The sequence below is a fragment of the Thalassotalea sp. 1_MG-2023 genome, from assembly GCF_030546745.1.
Lineage (GTDB): Bacteria > Pseudomonadota > Gammaproteobacteria > Enterobacterales > Alteromonadaceae > Thalassotalea_C.
The window spans coordinates 82,847-99,848 of the sequence record NZ_JAUOPD010000009.1; the positions used below are offsets into that span (position 1 = coordinate 82,847).

The 17,002-nt window shown below is 38.0% G+C and carries 12 protein-coding genes and 1 pseudogene; 9 read left to right on the top strand and 4 right to left on the bottom strand.

Going from position 1 to position 17,002, the window contains the following annotated elements:
* The first annotated feature begins 15 nt into the window (after positions 1-15).
* The 4 genes from aceF to Q4489_RS09305 all read left to right on the top strand — a co-directional run bounded on the left by aceF (position 16) and on the right by Q4489_RS09305 (position 5,846).
* Positions 16-1,713 (top strand): dihydrolipoyllysine-residue acetyltransferase, encoded by a 1,698-nt coding sequence (gene aceF, locus Q4489_RS09290; RefSeq protein ID WP_303479397.1) that lies wholly within the window; start codon positions 16-18, stop codon positions 1,711-1,713.
* A 198-nt stretch (positions 1,714-1,911) separates the two neighbouring features.
* Positions 1,912-3,342, top strand: coding sequence for a dihydrolipoyl dehydrogenase (gene lpdA / locus Q4489_RS09295; RefSeq protein WP_074498306.1), 1,431 nt, complete (start codon positions 1,912-1,914; stop codon positions 3,340-3,342).
* A gap of 142 nt (positions 3,343-3,484) precedes the next feature.
* Positions 3,485-5,422 carry a S9 family peptidase gene (locus Q4489_RS09300; RefSeq protein WP_303479399.1) on the top strand — a complete coding sequence of 646 codons (1,938 nt, stop codon included), beginning with the start codon at positions 3,485-3,487 and terminating at the stop codon, positions 5,420-5,422.
* 94 nt (positions 5,423-5,516) lie between these two features.
* Positions 5,517-5,846 (top strand): hypothetical protein, encoded by a 330-nt coding sequence (locus tag Q4489_RS09305; RefSeq protein ID WP_303479402.1) that lies wholly within the window; start codon positions 5,517-5,519, stop codon positions 5,844-5,846.
* Positions 5,847-6,045: 199 nt separating this feature from the next.
* Here the strand turns inward: Q4489_RS09305 and Q4489_RS09310 are convergent, their stop codons facing one another.
* Positions 6,046-8,841 carry a bifunctional aconitate hydratase 2/2-methylisocitrate dehydratase gene (locus tag Q4489_RS09310; protein WP_303479404.1) on the bottom strand — a complete coding sequence of 932 codons (2,796 nt, stop codon included), beginning with the start codon at positions 8,839-8,841 and terminating at the stop codon, positions 6,046-6,048.
* A 356-nt stretch (positions 8,842-9,197) separates the two neighbouring features.
* On the opposite strand from Q4489_RS09310, the pseudogene Q4489_RS09315 reads away from it, so the two are divergent.
* Positions 9,198-9,398: pseudogene (locus Q4489_RS09315) on the top strand (VF530 family DNA-binding protein); the annotation flags it as partial.
* Between the two features lie 171 nt (positions 9,399-9,569).
* Positions 9,570-10,172 (top strand): LysE family translocator, encoded by a 603-nt coding sequence (locus tag Q4489_RS09320; protein WP_303479408.1) that lies wholly within the window; start codon positions 9,570-9,572, stop codon positions 10,170-10,172.
* Positions 10,173-10,246: 74 nt separating this feature from the next.
* On the opposite strand, the gene Q4489_RS09325 is transcribed toward Q4489_RS09320, so the two are convergent.
* Positions 10,247-11,047 carry a CsgG/HfaB family protein gene (locus Q4489_RS09325; RefSeq protein WP_303479409.1) on the bottom strand — a complete coding sequence of 267 codons (801 nt, stop codon included), beginning with the start codon at positions 11,045-11,047 and terminating at the stop codon, positions 10,247-10,249.
* Positions 11,048-11,259: 212 nt separating this feature from the next.
* A complete protein-coding gene (locus tag Q4489_RS09330; protein ID WP_303479410.1) occupies positions 11,260-12,135 on the bottom strand; it encodes an AraC family transcriptional regulator in 876 nt (291 codons plus the stop codon).
* 471 nt (positions 12,136-12,606) lie between these two features.
* On the opposite strand from Q4489_RS09330, the gene Q4489_RS09335 reads away from it, so the two are divergent.
* Positions 12,607-13,878 (top strand): carbohydrate-binding protein, encoded by a 1,272-nt coding sequence (locus Q4489_RS09335; protein ID WP_303479411.1) that lies wholly within the window; start codon positions 12,607-12,609, stop codon positions 13,876-13,878.
* An 80-nt stretch (positions 13,879-13,958) separates the two neighbouring features.
* Here the strand turns inward: Q4489_RS09335 and Q4489_RS09340 are convergent, their stop codons facing one another.
* Positions 13,959-14,708, bottom strand: a complete 750-nt coding sequence (locus Q4489_RS09340; protein ID WP_303479414.1) for a hypothetical protein — start codon at positions 14,706-14,708, stop codon at positions 13,959-13,961.
* 297 nt (positions 14,709-15,005) lie between these two features.
* Between Q4489_RS09340 and Q4489_RS09345 the strand changes: the two genes are divergently transcribed.
* Positions 15,006-15,386 carry a YacL family protein gene (locus tag Q4489_RS09345; protein ID WP_303479416.1) on the top strand — a complete coding sequence of 127 codons (381 nt, stop codon included), beginning with the start codon at positions 15,006-15,008 and terminating at the stop codon, positions 15,384-15,386.
* Between the two features lie 464 nt (positions 15,387-15,850).
* Positions 15,851-17,002, top strand: a complete 1,152-nt coding sequence (locus Q4489_RS09350; RefSeq protein ID WP_303479419.1) for a PQQ-dependent sugar dehydrogenase — start codon at positions 15,851-15,853, stop codon at positions 17,000-17,002.

The window sequence follows — 17,002 nt, forward strand, 5'->3', positions numbered from 1 at the left end:
CTAGAGGAGAAGATTATGTCTGATGTTCAAAAAATTCTAGTCCCAGATGTAGGTGGCGAAGAAGTTGAAATCATTGAAATCTGTGTTGCCGAAGGTGATTCAATAGAAGCAGATGAAGGTATCGTTACTGTTGAAACTGACAAAGCATCAATGGATATTCCTGCACCTATGGCTGGCGAGTTAACCTCGCTAAGTGTCAGTGTAGGTGACAAAATTAAAGAAGGTGATGTTATAGGTGAGTTAAAGGTTGCTGGTGACAGTGATTCATCTGACGATGAAGAAGCGCCTAAGAACGAGCCAGAGCCTGATACGAGCGCTGAGTCGGAAGAAAAACCTGAGTCTGACTCTAATTCTGAATCTGAAGCTGAAAAAGATGCTAAGTCAGAGTCTAAACCGGCATCAGGTGGCAGTGAAGTCATTGATATTGTAGTTCCTGATATAGGTGACGATGGCGAAGTTGATGTTATTGATGTTCTTGTATCTGTAGGTGATGAAGTTCAAGAAGAAGACGGCTTGATCACATTAGAAACAGATAAAGCTACCATGGATGTGCCATCTTCACATGCAGGTATTGTTAAAGAAGTTTGCATTAGTGTTGGTGACAAAGTAGGGCAAGGTTCACTTGTTGTGAAGCTTGAAACTAACAGTGGTGCTCCAGCAGCGATAGAAGAGCCGGAAGCATCTGAACCAGCACCTGAAAAGCCAGCTGCAGAGAAATCAGAACCTAAGAAAAAAGCGGCACCTGTGCCTCATCATCCGTCTGCTGGCGAGTTTAAAGCTACTGGTAAAGTTTATGCATCACCGTCAATTCGTCGATTAGCGCGTGAATTTGGTGTTGACTTAACCTTAGTCAAAGGTACTGGCCGAAAAGATCGTATTTTAAAAGAAGATGTTCAATCTTATGTGAAATACGAATTATCTCGTCCTAAAGCAACAGGTTCAAATGCTGTAGCTAGTGGTTCGGGTGGCTTGCAAGTGGTGGCAAGTAAACCTGTCGATTTTTCTAAGTTTGGTGACATTGAAACAAAAGAACTGTCGCGCATACAAAAAATATCAGGGCCTTTCTTACATAAAAATTGGGTAACAATTCCACATGTAACGCAATTTGACGAAGCCGACATCACGAATGTTGAAGCTTTCCGTAAAGAACAGAATGTTGTTTGTGAAAAACAAAAGTTAGGGTTTAAAATTACACCACTCGTTTTCATTATGAAAGCTGCAGCAGACGCATTAAAAGCATTTCCGACCTTTAACGCAAGTTTAAGTGAAGACGGCGAAAGCTTAATTTTGAAAAAATACATCCATATTGGTGTTGCCGTTGATACACCAAACGGTTTGGTTGTGCCTGTTGTACGTGATGTTGACAAAAAAGGTATTCATGAGCTTTCAAAAGAGCTGCTCGAAATTAGCGTTAAAGCGCGTGAAGGCAAGCTAAAAGCTGCTGATATGCAAGGTGGTTGTTTTACAATTTCAAGTTTAGGTGGTATTGGTGGTACGGCATTTACGCCGATTGTTAACGCCCCTGAGGTTGCTATTTTAGGTGTGTCAAAATCTGAAATGAAACCAAAATGGAATGGTAAAGATTTTGAACCTAAGCTAATGTTACCGCTTTCGATGTCTTATGATCACCGTGTAATTGATGGCGCTTTAGCGGCACGTTTTACCGTTCACTTAGCATCGGTAATGAGTGATATTCGCAAGCTTATTTTATAAAGATAAAGTGAAAAAGAAAGTAATCAGCAATAATGTTGATTACTTTCTGCTACTTTGGTCTTAGAAAGTAAGATAAAAGATGGCGATTTAGCTCGAGTTTAAGTAAACTTCGAGCCAGAAAAATCAAATGAATAAATACTTGTGGCTTTAATTTTTATAAGTGGCAAGTGACTAAACAACAAGTTAATTGAGGTTAGCATGAGTAACGAAATTAAAACTCAAGTAGTAGTTTTAGGTGCAGGTCCTGGCGGTTACTCAGCGGCATTCCGTGCTGCTGATTTAGGCCTAGATGTCGTATTAGTTGAAAGCCGCGAAACATTAGGTGGTGTATGTTTGAATGTAGGGTGTATTCCTTCTAAAGCATTACTTCATGTTGCAAAAGTAATCGATGACGCAGCAGCAATGGCTTCGCACGGTGTTACCTTTGGTAAACCAGAAATTGATTTAGATAAAATTCGTAGTTGGAAAGAAGACGTTATTGGTCAATTAACTGGTGGTTTAGGTGGAATGTCTAAAGCACGTAAAGTTAAAACTGTAACAGGTTTTGGTAAATTTACTTCAGACAAAGCAATTGAAGTTGAAGGTGCCGATGGGAAAACCACCATTAACTTTGATAACGCAATTATTGCCTGTGGTTCTTCGGTGATTGATTTACCTTTCATTCCAAATGATGACCCACGTGTCATTGACTCAACAGGCGCTCTAGAGCTTGAAGATGTGCCAGAAGAGTTACTTGTTCTAGGTGGCGGTATTATCGGCTTAGAAATGGGTACGGTTTATAAAGCACTTGGTTCAAATGTTTCTGTCGTTGAATTTGCTGATCAATTGGTTCCAGCAGCAGATAAAGACATTGTACAGGTATATACTAAGTACAATAAAAAGAAATTCAACATCATGCTTTCAACCAAAGTGGTTGCTGTAGATGCAAAAGATGATGGTTTATATGTGACGTTTGAAGGTAAGAACGCGCCTGAAAAACAAGTTCGTTATGACAAAATCTTAGTGGCAGTTGGTCGTAAGCCAAACGGTCATCTAGTTGCCGCTGACAAAGCAGGTGTAAATGTTGATGAGCGCGGTTTTATCAATGTTTCAAATGAGTTACGTACTAATGTAAACAACATTTTTGCGATAGGTGATGTGGTTGGTCAACCAATGCTTGCACATAAAGCTGTTCATGAAGCACATGTTGCTGCTGAAGTTATTGCAGGTAAAAAACACGTATTTGATCCACGTTGTATTCCTTCAATCGCTTATACTGATCCTGAAATGGCATGGGTTGGTGTTACAGAGCGTGAAGCGAAAGAACAAGGCTTAAACATTGAAACAGCTAACTTTCCGTGGGCTGCTTCTGGTCGCGCTATTGCTTCAGCACGTACTGAAGGTAAAACTAAAATGATCTTTGAAAAAGAAACAGGTCGTGTACTTGGTGGTGCTATTGTCGGTATCAATGCAGGTGAAATGTTAGGTGAAATTTGCTTAGCTGTTGAAATGGGCGCAGACGCAGAAGATGTTGGCTTAACCATTCATGCTCACCCAACGTTAAATGAATCAATTGGTTTAGCAGCAGAAATTTTCGAAGGTTCAATTACTGATTTACCTAACCCGAAAGCGGTTAAGAAAAAGAAATAAATTGTTGAACGTTTAACGTTTCGATAAAAAGGCAGCGATTTACGCTGCCTTTTTTGATCTCCAAAAGAATATAATGACAAAAATAAATCCTCCTGTACTATGTGCGTAATTGTAATGTAATATTTCAAGGATGATAAACTCCATGCTTTTCAGAATTTTACTTCTTTTATTTCTGTTCTCTACTACCGTTGAAGCTAGCAAGACATTAACATATTCAGCATTTGGTCATTTACCTATGATCGAATCTCCGAGCGTGTCACCAAATGGTGACAAGATTGCCGCAGTTTACAATTCAGATGATGGACCGAGTGTCGTAGTAAGCGATTTTGGTAGTAATGTTGTTACACCGATAGCACAGTTAAAAAAATCTCGTGATCGCATTGATGATATTTACTGGGTAAATAATACACGTCTGCTTATCATTGCAAGTTACTCTGAAAAGTTTTTTAATCGATATTTTAAAATGACACGAGTTTTCTCAGTAAATATTGATGGTAGTGATCTTCGAGAGCTAAAACGAAAAGTTACGAGAGACCTTCCGCAGTGGGAACTGCAGCAGATGGGGGATATGTCGTTAGTTTCATTATTGAAAAAAGATGATGAGCACGTGATATTACAAACCTATGATACACGTGATAAAGGGCAATCGGTTTACAAGGTTAATGTATACACGGGTAATTTCGAGAAGCTTTTTGCGAATACTTACAACGTTTATTCGTGGGTTGTTGATGAAAAAGACAACGTAGTATTCGGTTACGGTGTTGATGAAAAAGAAAGAGATGTCAGAACCATTTGGTACAGGAAAAATGTTGATACCCGATGGCAATTACTTCACGAAAGAAAGTTATTCGAAGGGGAAACATTTTACCCTGTAGTGGTGCAAAATGAAAAGTTGTATGTATTGTCAGATAGGCAGACAGGAAAGCAAAGTTTATGGCTTTATGATATCGCCACTGGCGAGTTTGAATCTATGCTCTTTGGCCATGATGAATTTGACGTAGAAGGCGTATTATATAATAACGAAAGAAATAAAGTAGTTGGTGCTTATTACTTTGAACATTTTAAAAAGCATCATTATTTCGTGCCAGAAAATACTCAGTTATCAACATTGGTAAAAAATACCTTTAAAAAGTATCAAACGACGATTTACAGTTTAAGTAAAGATAAAAAAAAGCTATTAGTCTCAGCATTAAACGACAATAGCCCAGGGAAGTTCTTTTGGCTTGATTTAGAAAAAAAGGCGGGTGGTTTTTGGTTTAGTCAGTATCCGAAGCTCGAAAAGCAACCTTTAGCTAATGTTCAACCTTTCTATACTAAAGCTAAAGATGGTTTGCCTTTATCAGGGTATTTGACACTACCTCAACAAAGTTCAGGAGATAAACCGCCTTTAATTGTCTGGCCTCACGGCGGACCTTTAGGAGTTCGAGATTACATGTACTTTGATCCATATGTTCAATTTTTTGCGGCTAAAGGTTATGCAGTGTTACAGGTAAACTATCGCGGTTCTGGTGGTTTTGGTAGCAAATTTCAGGCATCAGGTCACTTGCAATGGGGTAAAGCAATGCAGCAAGACGTGTATGATGGTGTTGATTGGTTACTAGAAAAAAATCTTGTAGATAAAAAGCGTATGTGTTTTGCAGGCTATAGTTATGGCGGCTATGCCGCATTAACTGCCGCATTCCAAAAGCCTAATCAGTACGATTGTATAATTAGTATTGCTGGTGTTAGTGATTTACTCGAAATGGCAGAAAAAGATTACGCTTGGGAAGGCACGTCAAGAGCTTTCGTACTTAAGACATTAGGAGACCCTACCAATGATAAAACAGCTGAAGAATTAAAGTCACTTTCAGCGATAAACAATATTGATAAAATAAAAGCTCCGATATTATTGTTACATGGAACTCACGATACACAAGTACGCACTAAACAGTCGTCAGAATTTTATCAAGAGGCTAAAGATAAAGGACTAGACATCAAATATGTTGAGTATAAATGGGGCACACATTATTTAGACGAGCAAGATAACAGGCTGGATGCCTTCAAGCAGATGGAAGATTTTTTAGAGCAGCATTTAAAATAAGTATTAGCCTGTAGTGTCGAAATACGCCAGCGTACTCGCTGGCTTTTTGCTATTCTTTATTAAGTAATTTTTATAAATTAAGGTGTAAATACGTATGGTTAAATACTTTATAATCAGCTTGCTTATAACGCTGTCAGGTTGCGCAAGTACTCAATCGAATAGTCAATTTGACTTTGATCATGGTGTTCATTTTGAGCAAAGCACCTTAGATGATGGGCGTGTGAATATTGTTGTTCGTGCACAAGAGAAAATTCCGTTTAATCGTTTAGCCACGTTTTTGGTTAGAAAATCTTTAGACGTATGTAAATCTTATGGTTTTAAAATTGAAATTTTAAGAGGTGTAGAAGAATATGATGATCGCCTTGCGCATCCAAATTATATTCTTCCTTCCTTAGCTGCAAATGTTGAGTGTCCATCGAAATAGCCTGTTCTAAGGGTACTTCTATCTTAATAGAGTTATTGATGAGTATTAGGTCTTTCAATTTACATAATTTGATAGGGCACAGGTTCGTATAATTAATTACATCAAAATAAATAAAGCATTGAAGTGGGAAGGGTGTTAATAATCGTAAGGTATTAAAAAAGGGTTGCTATTTAGCAACCCTTTTCAGTTTAATGAGGCATTAAACTGCTTTAACTGGAATGTACTTAGTACTCATTTCTTCTGTTGGTGGTTCGAAGTTCGTTAAATCGATACCTTCAACGGCAGCTGTATACTCGTCCATTGTTGGGAAACGACCCAATACAGTAGAAAGCACTACCAATGGTGTTGAACCTAGTAGTGATTCACCTTTTTTCTCAGTGGTATCTGCTACTACACGGCCTTGGAATAAACGTGTTGATGTAGCAATTACAGTATCACCTGGTTCAGCCTTTTCTTGGTTACCCATGCATAAGTTACAGCCTGGGCGCTCTAGATAAAGAATGTTGTCATATTTAGTACGTGCTTCACCTTTTGGTTTGTCATCATCAAAAACAAAACCTGAGTATTTTTCTAATACTTCCCAATCACCTTCTGCTTTTAATTCATCAACAATGTTATACGTTGGTGGTGCAACAACTAATGGCGCTTTAAATTCAATAGAGCCATTTTGCTTTTCAAGGTTACGTAACATTTGCGCAATGATTTGCATGTCACCTTTGTGAACCATACAAGAACCAACAAACCCTAAATCGACAGATTTGTTTTTGTAGTATGAAACCGGGCGAATAACATCATGTGTGTAGCGTTTAGATACGTCTTCGTTGTTTACGTCAGGGTCAGCAATCATTGGCTCAGAAATCGCATCTAAATCAACAGTAACTTCAGCATAGTATTTCGCATTGTCATCTGGTGATAGAGCAGGTTGAGCGCCTGTCTTAATTTCTTCAATACGCTTGTCTGCTAACGCCATTAAGCCCGCTAACATACCCGCTTCATTGTCCATACCTTTGTCGATCATGATTTGGATACGGCTTTTCGCAAGCTCAATTGATTGAATTAACGTTTCATTGTTTGAGATACAGATAGAAGCTTTCGCTTTCATTTCTGCTGTCCAATCTGTAAACGTAAATGCTTGGTCAGCCATAAGCGTACCAATGTGTACTTCAATAATACGACCTTGGAATACGTTTTCCCCACCAAATTGCTTAAGCATTTGTGCTTGCGTAGCGTGTACAACATCACGGAAGTCCATGTGCGACTTCATTTTACCTTTAAAAATTACTTTAACAGAATCAGGAATTGGCATTGCTGATTCACCCGTAGCAAGTGCGATAGCAACGGTACCTGAATCAGCACCAAATGCGACCCCTTTAGACATACGAGTATGAGAATCACCACCAATAATAATGGCGCGATCATCTATTGTAATATCATTTAATACTTTATGGATAACATCCGTCATTGCATGATAAACACCTTTTGGATCACGCGCTGTAATAAGACCAAAGTTATTCATAAAGCTCATTAATTTAGGAATGTTTGCTTGTGCTTTACTATCCCAAACAGATGCAGTGTGACAACCAGACTGATATGCACCATCTACTAACGGTGAAATCGTAGAAGCAGCCATTGCTTCTAGTTCCTGACAAGTCATTGGTCCTGTGGTGTCTTGTGAACCCACAATATTCACTTTAACCCGAACGTTAGAGCCGGCGTGAAGCGGTGTGTCAGATATCACACCAACCGCATTGCGGTTAAAGATTTTTTCTACGGCTGTTAAGCCTTGACCTTCGTGTGAAATCTCTTTTGATGGTGCGTAAACTTGTGGAATATCAATGCCTAATGTTGCAGCAGCAAGTGTTTGAAGCTTCTTACCAAAGGTCACAGCATAGGAGCCACCTGCTTTCATGAATTCCATCTTTTGTGGCGTAAACGCAGAAGATACATCGACTAATTCTTCATCGCCTTTGTAAAGCTTTTTGGATTTTGTATCGATAGTTAATACAGTGCCAGTTGCAACTGAGTATGCTTCTTCTAAAACTGGGTCACCATTAGCGTCAGTAACAGTATTACCGTTTGCATCTACTTTTTTCACCCAATTTTTAAGGTCAAGACCAATACCACCCGTTACATCAACTGTCGTTAAGAAAATAGGCGCGATACCGTTAGTACCGGCAACAACAGGTGCTATATTAATGAATGGAACGTAAGGAGAGGCTTGCTCGCCTGCCCAAAGCGCGACGTTATTAACACCTGACATACGTGATGAGCCTACACCCATCGTACCTTTTTCGGCAATAAGCATAACTTTTGCATTAGGGTGTTTAGCTTGTAACGCTTTAATTTCATCTTGAGCTTCTGGTGTGATCATACATTTGCCGTGTAATTCACGGTCAGCACGTGAGTGGGCTTGATGACCAGGAGAAAGTAAATCTGTTGAGATATCACCTTCACCAGCGATATAAGTTACAACATCAATTTTTTCGTCAACCTCAGGCAGTTTTGTGAAAAATTCTGCCTTTGCATAACTCTCTAGAATGTCTTTCGCAACAGTGTTACCTGCCTTATAAGCAACCTGTAAACGTGAAGTGTCTGCTTCATAAAGAAATACTTGGCTTTTCAATACTGCAGCAGCAGGTGCTGAAACAGATGTATCGTCACTTAATGCCAGATCAAGTAATACTTCAATTGAAGGACCACCTTTCATATGAGAAAGCAATTCAAACGCGAATTCCGGTGTAATTTCAGTTACAGATTCTTGGCCAAGAATAATCTCTTTCAAGAATATTGCTTTTACACCAGCAGCGCTAGTTGTGCCTGGCAATGTATTGTAAATGAAGAAGTTTAATGAATCTTCACGATGCTCATGGTTTTGATCTTTAATTTGTGCGATGATTTCTGATAACAATTCTGCACTATCGATAGGCTTAGGTGCCAGCCCTAAATCGGTCTTACGGCTTTCAATTTCTTTGATATATTCTAAATAAAGACTCATTTAATACTCTCTTTAGCTTTTTAATTTGCCAATAACTTGTCATCAGCAGACAATTAATTGCCTATAGTTTACCTGATTTTTGCCTTACTTCGAATCCCTTGCGGCAATAAACACCATTCATCACATTTATAGTTAATAGAAACCCTAGTTATAATGGTTATATTATCCACAAAAAAATACCGCTTGCCTGTCGTTATTATGCCGCCTTGATTCATCACTTGAATTTAGATCAGTTAACTATTTTCGCCTCGAGTTTTTAGTAACGTAGCTTACTGAATTTTGTGCGTATTCGTAGCCTGATATACAGTGTTATAATACTTACTCAGGTAAGTGACTAAACTTTTTAAGAGAATTTCATGAATCATCAGTCGAACAACCCATTACACGGCAAAACACTTGAAGCCATTTTAAGAGAATTAGAAGCGAAAATTGGCTGGAAAGCGATGGGAGAAAATATTGATATACGATGCTTTAATCATGATCCTTCAATTAAATCTAGCTTAAAATTTCTTCGCAGAACACCATGGGCGAGAGCTAAGGTTGAAGCTCTGTATTTAAAAGTTTTTCATGGTGTTAGTTGGCCTAATTCATAGTAAACGATTTATGCTTGCAATTGCTGATTAACAATAAACTGTATAGGTTTTATTTATAAATATGTGTATATGTTAGGTTGTCAGGTTTTAGTTTAATGTTGATGTTTAAATGTTGAACCACTGCTGGAACCTGTAATGGAATTACTCGCACTTGTACTTTTTATTTTGTCTTCTTCTGGAACGCCAGGACCTAATAACGTGATGTTATTAACCTCAGGTGTAAATCACGGGTTCCGTAAAAGCCTTGCTCATGTTCTTGGCATTAATATTGGCTTTCCAATTATGGTCATAGCAGTAGGCTTTGGCTTGGTAACCTTGTTTAGACAATTTCCAAATATATACTTAATGATTAAAATAATCGGGATCTTATACTTATTATTTTTAGCTTATAAAATTGCCACGTTACCTGTAGAGTTTACAGCTAAAGAGAAAAAGCGGCCTTTTACCTTTATGCAAGCAGCTACGTTTCAGTGGGTCAACCCAAAAGCTTGGGTGATGGCAGTTAGCGCTATTATTGCATTCACTTCATCTGCAAATAGCGAAAATACCCAAGTGTTCTATATTGCAGCGGCATATTTAGTTTTTGGGTTACCTTGCTCATTATTTTGGCTAAGTATGGGAACGGGTTTGCAAACAGTATTGAAAAATCCTAGATTCATCATTTGGTTTAATCGCTTTATGGCATTGATACTCGTGTTGTCTATTGTACCGATGATTGAATCAACGATAGCCATTTAGCTAATCAGTGTGGAGTAATTGCACTTTCTGCGAAGCTGTAACACAGAAAGTGCAAGACATAATGATAGAAAGGTTTATCCACCTACGGTAAGTTTTCCACCTTTTCCTAAGCCACCTTCAACTTGTTGCGCCTTGTAATTACGCAATGCCTTAACCATATGATTATATGAATCGGCGAATGCTGCGGTAATGACTTTACCTTCTGGCGTATCACTATAGCCACCGGCGCCAACTAATGCACCAAAGAAGCCAAGACCGAATGCTTTAAAGTCCCAGTTTTTCGCATTACCAACAGAAGACGATACTTGCACACCTGAGCGGTTATCAACTAACAATAATGTTGTGGCTGCTTCGTTACTCTTAGCTCCACCAATAAGTAAGCCGCCAATACCGCCTACTAAGCCGCCTAAACCACCCGTTCCTTTTTCACTAAATTGAATAGAAGGTTGCATGGTGTAATCAGCTGCAACCATTTGGCCTTTGCCAAAATTGCTGTTACTGCGTAATTCGCCAGAATTCATCAATTCACGTTCTTTATTTACCGCCGCCATTGCTTTGCCGCGCTCTACTAAAACAAAACAATTTGATTGTTGGATCATAGTACGTAGCACAGGAAGCGTGCTGCCTAAATTAGGGTAATGACGTTGATAGTACCCCCACCAATCTTGGTGCGTATCTTCAAAAACAGACAAAGTACCTAGTGTTTGTGTACAATTTTCTAAGCTACTATTTTGTCCTGACGATTCTCCGCCAGCTGCACCACCTGACACAGTATTCCCTGATGACCCCCCCATAGACGGGCTAGTACTCATACACCCAGATAAACCAATACCAAAGGCTAGAGAAAACATTATTGTATTAAAGGTTTTCTTCATAAAAAACTCCATTCATTTACTTCCAATCACTCAAGGGGTGCCATAAAACAAGGTAAGCCCAAGAAAACTATACATATAGTAGCGTTAAATGCTATTTAGTCGCTAGTCATTTTTTTACATAATCATATTTTAAAACTGCGTATATTGAGGTTTCGATACTGATGCCGCTTATTATAAATATGATCGTTTGCTGAATTTTTCACGAGGTAATACTACCCACACCATGCGGTTGGATGTTTAATTCGTTTCCGATACTCTTTAGGAGTTGCCCCTTTAAGCATTCTAAACCGACGGTTAAAATTCGAGAGGTTGTTAAAGCCACATTTATCGCTAATTGCTGATATTTGCGTGTCGCTATCAATTAATAGCTTACATGCCTTGCCAATACGTAGTTGATTGATAAATTGGTTAATGGTGTGTTCAGTTCTTTGTTTAAAAAAGCGATGCAAATGATTGGTGCTCATATGCACAAGCTCTGCTAAGTTCTCTACTGTTAACGGCTCAGTATAGTGTTGGTAAATATAGCTCATCACTTTATCGAGTTTAGCAACTGAACTACTTTGTTGATAATCTTTGCTAAAAGTACTGCTTGATAATACTGTTGCATGTTGATCTTTTACCATGAGATTAAGAAGCTCTAGTAACAGTAAGTAACGTTCTAGTGGATCAGCATAGGTCATTGCTTTAAAAATATTGGTACTTTTGGCAACAACTTCATTGCTAAACTCAATACCGCGTCTGGTGAGCGTTAAAAAATTTTCTAATATTTTTAGCTCTGGGTTCTCTTGTACTAAAGAATCAAGCCATTGCTGTGGAATTTGAGCCACATATACTGTGAGTTGTTTAAAACCTTTTAGTGGCCGACAATGCCAACTATGAGGTAGGTTGGGCCCTAGTATCACCAAGTTTGCTTGCTGATAATAATTAACATGATCTCCTACATGTTTTGAGCCGATGCTATTTAAGGTTAAGCAAATTTCATACTCTGGATGATAATGCCAATTGAACTCAATGCTGTCTAAATCGACTTGTGCGAAACGCCAAGAACAACTGTCACTTGGAATACTTTTGCCACAGGTTGCTTTCATAGCGGTCTCCTATCTTCAAATGCTTAAAATTTATCAGTTGTAAATTTCGATAACTTCCATGCTTCACATTTAAATGGGGGACGGTGAAGATTGAAAAATAATAGCGTAAATACTATTTTTTTGTCTTTCATTTTTTTGATCAAAACTATAACAAATACATCTATGTAAGAGCTTTTTGCATGATTTTTGTTCAGCGTCTTTTAAGTAAATAAACTCTTTCAGTAGATGTACTAGTTTCTCGGCTTATTAATTTTTGAGTGAATAAAGGTACTACACCTGATCTGTCGAAATGAAACTTTGAGTCGTTAAGTTTACAAAATCAATGTTCTGCAGAGATTGAAAGACTATGTTAGAAATTTACATAAATTGAAGAGTTTAGTACCACTTATCTTTTCTCACTGTTCTAGGATATTTACCAACCATTGAAACTGATCGATGGCTTTTAAAAACGTGTGAAAGGAAACAATAAAAATGAAATTTACAAATTTAGCGTGTGTAATTGCCTTAGCTTGTGCAGCTACAACAGCAACAGCAAATGATAAAAAAATATATCTTACTTTTGATGATGGTCCAATGAATGCAACACCCGCTTTATTAGATACATTGAAAGCTGGTGGTATAAAAGCTACTTTTTATATCAATGCTTGGCATTTAGATGGCATAGGTGATGAAAATGAAGATCAAGCATTAGTAGCTTTACAACAAACACTTAATGATGGTCATGTTGTCGGTAATCATAGCTATGATCATATGGTACATAATTGTGTTGATGAGTTTGGACCTACAAGTGGTGCTGATTGTAATGCTACAGGGTTACATCAAATTAATTCATATGTTGACCCAGTGTATGATGCATCAATGTTTGCCAAAAACTTAACAGTGTTAATGCAGTATTTGCCAAACATTACCAGTTATCCAAACTATCAAGCAGAGACGCTTGCTCGACTACCCTACACAAACGGTTGGCGCTCAAGTCAGGATTTGAAAGCAGATGGTTTATGTGCAACATCAGATGATTTTTTACCCTGGGAGCCAGGGTATGTCTGTGATCCAGATAACCCATCTAACAGCTCTGTGGCGGGTATTGAAGTATCTAATATTCTTTCAGATCAAAATTATATTTTACATGGCTGGGATCTTGATTGGGCACCTGAAAACTGGGGGATCCCTTTCCCTGCAAATAGTCTTACAGAAGCCGACACTATGCTAAGTTACGTGGATGCAGCGTTAAATGCTTGTGCACCAGTGACGATTAACCCTGTTAATTCGAAAGCGCATAACTTCCCTTGTGGCGATCGTTTACATGCAGATAAAGTAGTTATTTTAACTCATGACTTTTTGTTTGAAGACGGAAAGCGTGGTCAAGGTGCGACTAAAAACTTACCCAAATTAGCAGCATTTATTCAGCTTGCAAAAGCAGCAGGTTATGAATTCGACACAATGGATAACTATGCACCTCAATGGCAAGTAGGTAACAGTTATACTGTTGGTGATTATGTAACATATAATAATGTAATTTATAAGGCTGATAGCACCCATACAGCACAAAATGACTGGGCACCAGCAAGCACACCTTCGTTATGGTTACGTAACATGCCTACAAGTATTTGGGGTGAAAATGTATCGTATCAAACGGGCGATCTAGTGAAGTATATGGGAACTGAATATACAGTTGCTTCTGATCATGTATCTCAACCAAATTGGGCACCAAATGTAACGCCTGCTTTATACACTGCACAATAGAACAACGGATGTTTAATTTAAGTTAAGACCCCAATTATGGTGTCTTAACTTGGATTACATCTTAATATTGTGTTCAACAATTATTTTCCTAATTTTAGCTTGAGCTTTTTCATGTGCGCGTTAAACGCCTTATCGAATTCAGATAATCCACATGCAAAGCTTTCTCGTGAGGTTACCCCACTCATGCCAATTGAAGATAAATCGCGTTCAACGTAACAAGTACCATCTTCGCCTTTAATCATTTCTATACCACCACCGAGCGTTTGCGTTGCATTTTTACGTTTTTCATCCACATTAATTGTTACGGTTGAGTGAGGAACAAGTGCAGGCTTAGGGTTGAAGATTGATCCTTTTGCTTGACCTTCACCAAGTCGTGTAACGTTGTCGAACATTGCTTGTTCACGTTTTTCATTGATTGCTTCAATAGCACTAAATGTTTTTGTGCTTAAAGGGGACTCCAAAACCTTTTTCTTTTCAAGCATCTTATCTGGGTTGTTAACTATCGCTGGTAAAGATTGACTCTTTTCTTGGTTAACAGGTGTAGACGTTGGAATCTTGGCTTTAGGTGTAACAGATACATCAGCAACACGTTCTTTAGCAGTTTCGGTTACGTGTTTATTATCTTTTTCTATTTGAACACTTTTAGTAGGTTTCTCAGAAGGTGTTAACGGGGTTTCTTCTATTTGTGGTCGTTGATATAAATAACTTTTTATTGGCTTTACATGCTCAATGGCTTTATCAATACTCACCTTTGCTTGACTAATCACCCATAATAAAACTAGGTGAATAGCGATGGAGAAAAATAAAGCTGAATAGATTCCTTTTAACACTATTTAAATTATCGTTAATTACACTGTAACGATAGACCTCCTAGTTGCGCCTTAGTTCAAGATAATAATGAACTTTTTAGCTTTCTGTGTTTTAAGTTGGGGTAATAATCTAAAAAGCCATTTAAGGCTGATGATGTTAATAATCAGTTGGTATTCATCGAAAACTAAAATGGTATTTATGTGTTAAGAAAAACGGTCAATAACCGACTTTTCAGGTAGTAATAACATATGATAAGTCGCGCGTTAGAGACGTTTTTCCTCTATACTTATATTACTCATTCACCGCGTGAGACAGCGATGGAATACGATTTTATTCATGATCCTATTACAGGACAGGCGAAAGCCAACTTTTCTTTAGACCACCAATTATTAGGGCCTTGGCTAGAAACTGAAATTGGGTGTGATGTTGATAAATTATCAAAAATATTAATAGCGATTAAACGTATTGAGCAAGGCAAAGAACAAGAATTAATGATTATGGGGAGTGAATACACACTAACGCTGAATAGCCAAGACGCCATGGTAAACATGAACGTGATGCTTAATGGTGAAGTGATTATGCCAGATGAATTAATCGCTGATGCGTTACAATTTGACTTTCAAGAAGGAGTGAGCTGTGGTGTTGATGATTTACGTTATATATTGTTGTCTTGGGAGCAATTCATCAATAGTAACTAAAATTAAATCAAGTTGAATTATCTTATTAAATTTATTGATATTTTGCTCACTCGGGCAAATAATGAAAGCAACCTAAATATAAAGTGTGTCGTGTGTGAATGTGATATTGAGCTATTTACTGCGATTTAAGCATATGCAGGGCTGTAAGTTGTGATGATACATACATTACCTTTTCTGTTTTCTTATAATTTCAGCCTTTATTGTCAAAATTATAGCTTCAAAAATGAAAGAAGAATAAGTGTAACTGTTTGACAATAATGGCAATACTGTTCATCTTGTATTATCAAGTCTTACGATTAATTACTCTGTGGATTCTATTCGTCATGAGATAATATTCGCAGATTTTGCTATGTTTTCTAAAGCATTCAAATAAAGTTGAAGCGTTTAAGTGGTACTGTTTAAAACGGTCTGAACACTATAATCAGCATAAAGGCAATTATGCCAATGCAGGAGGTCATCGTTTAATGTCTTTAAAATCAATATTAAAGTGTCAGTTTTTACTGACTGTCATCTTATTTTCTCAGCAAAGCTATGCTTTAGATTCACATCCGCTTGATACTCAAACTTATGCTGATAAATTTACGACAGAACTTGTCACAAGCGGTATAAATGTTCCTTGGGGCATGGTGCAATTGCCAAGTGGCGAGCTATTGGTGACAGAACGCAGCGGATCTTTATACCTAATTTCTCCTAAAACGGGTAAAAAACATACTCTATCAGGTTTGCCTGCTATTGATGCAAATGGGCAAGGAGGTTTGCTCGATATTGCTTTACACCCTAATTATCAAGAACATCCTTGGCTTTATTTTACTTATGCAAGTAAGGCTGGTAAGCCTGAAGGCAGTCATACCGCATTAGCTCGTGCTAAATTGTCATCGAATAAGCAAGCACTTGTTGATGTGGAGGTGCTTTATAAAGCAACGGGGAACACAACGCGTGGCCAACATTATGGCAGTAGAATTGCCTTTGATAATCACGGTTATGTGTATTTTTCTATTGGCGATCGTGGCGCTCGTGATGTAAATCCGCAAGATTTAACTCGTGATGCTGGAAAAATACTCCGCTTACACCTTGATGGGCAGATACCTGAAGATAATCCTTTTGTGAGTACTAGCAAGGCAAAGGCTGCTGTTTATAGCTATGGTCATAGAAATCCTCAAGGGTTGGTTTATCGATTTGATACTCAACAGCTTTGGTCGCATGAACATGGACCTCGAGGTGGTGATGAACTTAATTTAATCGAAAAAGGTGGTAATTATGGTTGGCCCGTTGTTAGTCATGGCGTTAATTATAATGGCACCATTTTTACACAATTGACCGAAAAGGAGGGGATGACTCAACCGAAATTATACTGGAAACCGTCAATAGCGCCTTCTGCCTTTATTCATGTGACCTCAGATGTTTTTCCTCGTTTAAAAGGAAAGCTATTACTGGGTTCGATGAAGTTTGGTTATATTGTCGCTATTGAGATAAATGAACAACAAAGTATTAACCAATACCAAGTATTAAAAGGTGTAGGGCGAGTCAGAAGCCTGCTTCAAGGTAATGATGGAAATATTTATATTGGCTTAGATGGTAAAGGTGTTCATAAAATTGTCCTATCAAAAACGGAATAA